This window comes from Pseudomonas sp. 3A(2025), assembly GCF_054589175.1.
The window spans coordinates 36,991-41,106 of sequence record NZ_BAAILM010000039.1 but is presented as its reverse complement, the minus strand read 5'-3'; the positions used below and the strand labels follow the sequence as shown (position 1 = coordinate 41,106).

General features: G+C 65.8%; 4 protein-coding genes. 2 read left to right on the top strand and 2 right to left on the bottom strand.

Going from position 1 to position 4,116, the window contains the following annotated elements:
• On the top strand, positions 1 to 440 hold a 440-nt coding region (locus tag ACYP2A_RS15830; RefSeq protein ID WP_459746390.1), incomplete at its 5' end, for an RNA-guided endonuclease TnpB family protein.
• Between the two features lie 90 nt (positions 441 to 530).
• Here the strand turns inward: ACYP2A_RS15830 and ACYP2A_RS15825 are convergent.
• Positions 531 to 1,619, bottom strand: a complete 1,089-nt coding sequence (locus tag ACYP2A_RS15825; protein ID WP_459746388.1) for a cobalt-precorrin-5B (C(1))-methyltransferase — start codon at positions 1,617 to 1,619, stop codon at positions 531 to 533.
• Entirely contained in the window at positions 1,619 to 2,821 is a 1,203-nt protein-coding gene (gene cbiE / locus ACYP2A_RS15820; RefSeq protein WP_459746386.1) for a precorrin-6y C5,15-methyltransferase (decarboxylating) subunit CbiE, read from the bottom strand. The genes ACYP2A_RS15825 and cbiE overlap by 1 nt, the downstream gene beginning before the upstream one ends.
• Positions 2,822 to 2,954: 133 nt before the next feature.
• Here cbiE and cobG point away from each other — a divergent pair.
• On the top strand, positions 2,955 to 4,116 hold a 1,162-nt coding region (gene cobG, locus ACYP2A_RS15815), incomplete at its 3' end, for a precorrin-3B synthase (protein WP_459746385.1).

Sequence of the window (4,116 nt, the reverse complement as noted above, 5' to 3'; positions counted from 1 at the left end):
AACGCAAGGTGGCCAGGCTGCACGCAAAAATTTCAGATGCCCGCCAGGACAACCTTCATCAGGTGTCGCGCAGATTGATCAACGAAAACCAAGTGATCTGCGTCGAGTCTTTGAAAGTCAAAAATATGATCAGGAATCGCAAGCTGTCCAAAGCCATTGCTGACGCAGCCTGGGGTGAGTTCGCTCGGCAGCTGGAGTACAAGGGTGACTGGGCGGGCCGGCAGATCGTGAGAATTGATCAGTGGTACCCGAGCAGCAAAACCTGCTCAGGTTGTGGTCACGTATTGGCCCAATTATCACTCTCGACTCGAACTTGGGCATGCCCATCGTGCAACGCCGAGCATGACCGCGACACCAATGCTGCAAAGAATATCAAAGCCGTGGGACTCACGGTGCTAGCCTGTGGAGAGCGTGTAAGACCAATGGCTCAAGTAGCCTGAGGCTGTGCTCTGTGAAGCAGGAATCCCCTTCCTTTGCGCCTGTGGCGACGATCGAAGATCGAGGTGGGGGAGGACGTCAATGCAGCTTCCTTATAAGGCATGGCCGACGATGCCGCCCTGGCGGTCGATGGCGAAGACTTCCACTTCAATGCTGGCCGGCACCACGCTGCGCGCAAAGGCCAATGCATGACGACACACCGTATCGCCCAGCGGCACGCCGGCCGCGCTGCACATCGCCAGCGCCTGCTGGCTGGTGTTGGCTGCGCAGATGCTCTGTTGCAGCTCGGCGTCGGCGCCGACATCGGCGGCCCAGCGTGCCAGTTGCGGTAGGTCGATGCTGGAGTGGCGGCTGTGCAGGTCCATGTGCTTTGCGGCCAGTTTGCTGATCTTGCCGAAGCCGCCGCACAGGCTCAATTTATCCACAGGCACCTTGCGCAGGTGCTTGAGCACCGCGCCGACAAAGTCGCCCATTTCGATCAAAGCAATGTCCGGAATGCCGTAGACCCGGCGCATGGTGTCTTCGCTGGCATTGCCGGTGCAGGCGGCGATGTGCATGTAGCCGTTGGTGGTGGCGACATCGATACCTTGCTGGATCGAGGCGATATAGGCCGCGCAGGAAAACGGCCGCACGATGCCGCTGGTGCCCAGAATCGACAACCCGCCAAGAATCCCCAGCCGTGGGTTCATGGTTTTCAGGGCCAGGGCTTCACCGCCCTCGACACCGATGGTCACTTCAAAACCGCCGGTATGCCCGTGCGCGTTGGCGAGGCGCTGCAAGTGTTCGCTCATCATCTGCCGTGGCACCGGGTTGATCGCCGGTTCACCGACCGCCAGCACCAGGCCGGGGCGGGTGACGGTGCCCACGCCGGGGCCTGCGAGAAAACGCACGCCCGGTTCGCTGATCAGCCGCACTTGAGCGAATACCAGCGCGCCGTGGGTCACGTCCGGGTCGTCGCCGGCATCCTTGATGGTTGACGCTTCGGCGCCATTGTCGAACAGCCGACAGAATTCCAGGCGCATCTGCACCTGTTTACCTTTGGGTAATACGATTTCCACTGCATCGCACGCCTGGCCGCTGAGCAGCAGGCGCGCCGCCGCGAGGCTGGTGGCTGTGGCGCAGCTGCCGGTGGTCAGGCCGCTGCGCAGGGGGGCGGGTTGCTCGGCGGTTTCTTCGCGCATCAGGGTTTGACCAGGTCCAGCAGGGTGATGGGCAGCGCCTGACGCCAGGTGTCGAATTCACCCAGCGGCTTGGCGTGGGCGACCTGCAAGCGCGTCAGTTCGCCGCCATGCTGTTCGCGCCAGGCCATCAACGTGGCTTCGCTTTGCAGGGTGACCGCATTGGCCACCAGCCGACCGCCGGGGCGCAAGCGCTCCCAGCAGGCGTCCAGCACGCCGGGGCGGGTCACGCCGCCGCCGATGAAAATGGCATCCGGGCTTTCGAGGCCGGCCAGCGCCTCGGGCGCGGTGCCGCGCACCAGTTGCAGGCCGGGCACGCCGAGGCTGTCGCGGTTGCGTTCGATCAGTTGCTGGCGGCCTTCATCGGCCTCGATGGCCAGCGCGCGGCAAGTGGGGTGAGCGCGCATCCACTCGATGCCGATCGAGCCACAACCGGCGCCGACGTCCCACAGCAGCTGGCCCGGCACCGGCGCCAGACGCGCCAGGGTCATGGCCCGTACATCGCGCTTGGTCAGTTGCCCGTCATGTTGATAAGCGTGGTCCGGCAGGCCGGCCAGCGGGCTCAGGCGCAAGGTGTCGGGCGCGGCGCGGCAGTCGATGGCGACCAGGTTCAGCGCGGCAATGTCCGGTGTTCCCCAGTCGCTGGCCAGGCCGTCGAGGCGTCGCTCGGCGGGGCCGCCCAGATGTTCCAGCACCGTCATGTGGCTGGGGCCGAAGCCACGCTCGCGCAGCACGTTTGCCAGCGCGGCGGGGCTTGAGCTGTCGTTGCTCAGCACCAGCAGGCGCAGGCCGTGGTGCAAATGTGCGCTGACCGCCGCCAGTGGCCGGGCGACCACCGACAAGGTGACCACGTCCTGCAAGGCCCAGCCCATCCGTGCCGCCGCCAGCGAGTAGGAGGACGGCGCCGACAGCACGGTCATTTCGGCCAGCTCGACCAGCCGCGACAGGCTGACGCCGACGCCGAACAGCATCGGGTCGCCGCTGGCCAGCACACACACCGGGTGGCCACGCCGCTCCAGCACCGCGTTCAGCGAAAATGGACTCGGCCAGGCATGCCGCGCGGCCTTGATGCACGGCGGCAAAAGCGCCAGTTGGCGCGTGCTGCCAAACACTTCAGGGGCATTGAGCAGGGCGTGCCGGGCCTGGCGACCCAAGCCTTTGTAGCCGTCTTCGCCAATTCCAACCACGGTGAGCCAGGGAGCCATAACAACCTCGATGCGAACTTCCGACAGAGCGTTTTTCATGCCTGCCGCCAAAGCAGGCATAATACCGCGCCTGTCCGCCCCATGTGTCGGCCGCATTCCCCTGTCAGCCCCCCACGTTCGCATCGGTGACCCCTTGAACGAGCCGCAGTCCGTTCGCCCTTCAATCGCCACACCCCGCCCCTCGGCCTGCCCGGGGTTGCTGCGCATCGTCGCGGCGCGCGATGGCGGCATCTGCCGGATCAAGCTGGCCGGGGGCGTGCTGGGCAGTGCGCAGGCGTTGGCCGTGGCGGGTGCTGCCGAGCGTTATGCCCATGGCGTGATCGAACTGACCAACCGCGCCAACCTGCAGATTCGCGGCATCGACGGCGATCACCAGGCGCTGGTTGGCGAACTGATGGCCGCCGGCGTCGGCCCGGCCACCCCGGCCAGTGACGATGTGCGCAACCTGATGCTCAGCCCCACCGCCGGTCTTGACCCGTCGATGCTCTGCGACACCCGGCCCCTGGCCGCGCAGATTCTGGCCTCGCTGGAGAGCCGCCCGCGCCTGCATGAGCTGTCGGCCAAGTTCGCCGTGTCGCTCGAGGGCGGCGAAGGCCTGGCGATGCTCGAGCATCATCATGACCTGTGGTTGTCGGCACTGACCCTTGAAGGCCAGCCCTGGCTGAGCTTCGGCCTGGCCGGAAGTCCTGGGCAAAACCGGCCCTTGGCGGCGGTGCCGCAGGCTTATGGGCATGCGCTGGTTATCGCTGTGCTGGAGCTGTTTCTCGACCTGGCGCGGCCTGAGCAAGCGCGTATGCGCCATGTGCTGGAAGATGTCCCGGCCGAGGTGTTTCTCGAGCATTTGGCACGACGCCTTGAAACCCCGTTGCGCCGCGATCCATTGGTTATCAACTGGCAACGGCCAGCGGTGCTGGCGTACCGGCATCTGGGCATTTATCCACAGGCACAGGAGGGGTTGGTGGCCGTGGGCGCCGCACCGCCATTGGGCCGACTGGACAGCGGCTTGCTTGGCCAGGTTGCCCGACTGGCCTGCGAATACGGTGACGCCAGCCTGCACCTGACCCCTTGGCAAAGCCTGCTGCTGCCCAATGTGGCAACCGGGCGGGCTGCGCCGTTATTGGCTGCCTTGCAAGCCATCGGTCTGGTGGGGGCAGCAGCGCAACCGTTGGCGCGACTCGTCGCCTGCACCGGTTCAGCCGGGTGTGCCAAGGCCGAGGCCGACACCAAGGCCGATGCGCTGGCGCTGGCCGAACACCTGCCGCTCAACGCTGCCGTGCACCTGAGCGGCTGCCGCC

Coding starts and splice junctions, on each gene's coding strand:
- ACYP2A_RS15825 (WP_459746388.1), bottom strand. CDS start 1,619: ATGCGCGAAGAAACCGCCGAGCAACCCGCCCCCCTGCGCAGCGGCCTG.
- cbiE (WP_459746386.1), bottom strand. CDS start 2,821: ATGGCTCCCTGGCTCACCGTGGTTGGAATTGGCGAAGACGGCTACAAA.